Annotated in this window: 1 pseudogene and 1 other annotated feature; the pseudogene reads left to right on the forward strand. The window is 47.0% G+C overall.

Going from position 1 to position 958, the window contains the following annotated elements:
- Positions 1-50: 50 nt before the first annotated feature.
- Positions 51-958: pseudogene (locus DVY93_RS12395) on the forward strand (IS3 family transposase); the annotation flags it as partial.
- Positions 326-442: a sequence feature (AL1L pseudoknot), on the forward strand. Its footprint overlaps the pseudogene before it by 117 nt.

A 958-nucleotide genomic window follows, 5' to 3' on the forward strand; every position in this document is an offset into this window, starting at 1 on the left:
TGAACCGCCCCGGGATTGTCGGAGACTCAACATTCTGAGAGAATACGACAATGAAAAAACAAACCTACACTCCTGAGATTAAAGAACGCGCCGTTCGCATGCTGATAGAAGCGTTGGGCGACTATCCTTCCACATGGTCAGCGATTCAAGCCATTGCCCCTAAGATTGGCTGTACGCCTGAAACCCTGCGGTCGTGGCATAAAAAACACATCGATCAAACTATTCCTGCATCGGTGCAAGCGCAAAGTGATAAAGAGCGCATCAAGGAGCTTGAACGCGAATGCAGAGAGCTCAAGCAAGCCAATGAGATCATACGTAAGGCTGCCGCTTTTTTCGCCCAGGCGGAGCTCGACCGCTGACTAAAATCATGATTCAATTCATCGACGATCATAAGAATAATTATGGGGTCGAGCTGATCTGTAGAGTATTACCGATTGCCCCATCAACCTATCACCGTGCTAAAGACTTGGAGAGCTACCCTGAAAAACGCTCACTGCGCAGTCAACATGACGACTTTTACATCAGCGAGATTAAACGTATCTGGCAGGACAGCAAATGCCGTTACGGTGCGCGTAAAGTATGGCAGCAGATGAAAGCTGACGGGTTAAAGGTTGCTCGTTGTACCATAGAGCGTTTAATGAGACAGCATGGCCTACAAGGTGTCTGGCGCGGTAAGGGTAAAATAACAACTCACAGCCGTGATGATCAAAAGCGTGCTGATGACCTAGTTAATCGTAACTTTAGCGCTCATCGCCCTAACCAGCTCTGGGTGGCAGACTTTACTTATATCAAGACGATAAGCGGCTGGGTGTATACCGCTTTTATTATTGATGTGTTTGCTCGCGCTATTGTGGGCTGGAAAGTATCTAATCGTATGAACACAGATATGGTGATGGCGGCGTTAAATCAAGCAATAGCAGATAGAAACTATCCCAAAGATGTGATTCATCACAGTGAT

It is taken from the genome of Psychrobacter sp. CCUG 69069 (genome assembly GCF_021023115.1).
In the GTDB taxonomy this organism is placed as follows: domain Bacteria; phylum Pseudomonadota; class Gammaproteobacteria; order Pseudomonadales; family Moraxellaceae; genus Psychrobacter; species Psychrobacter namhaensis.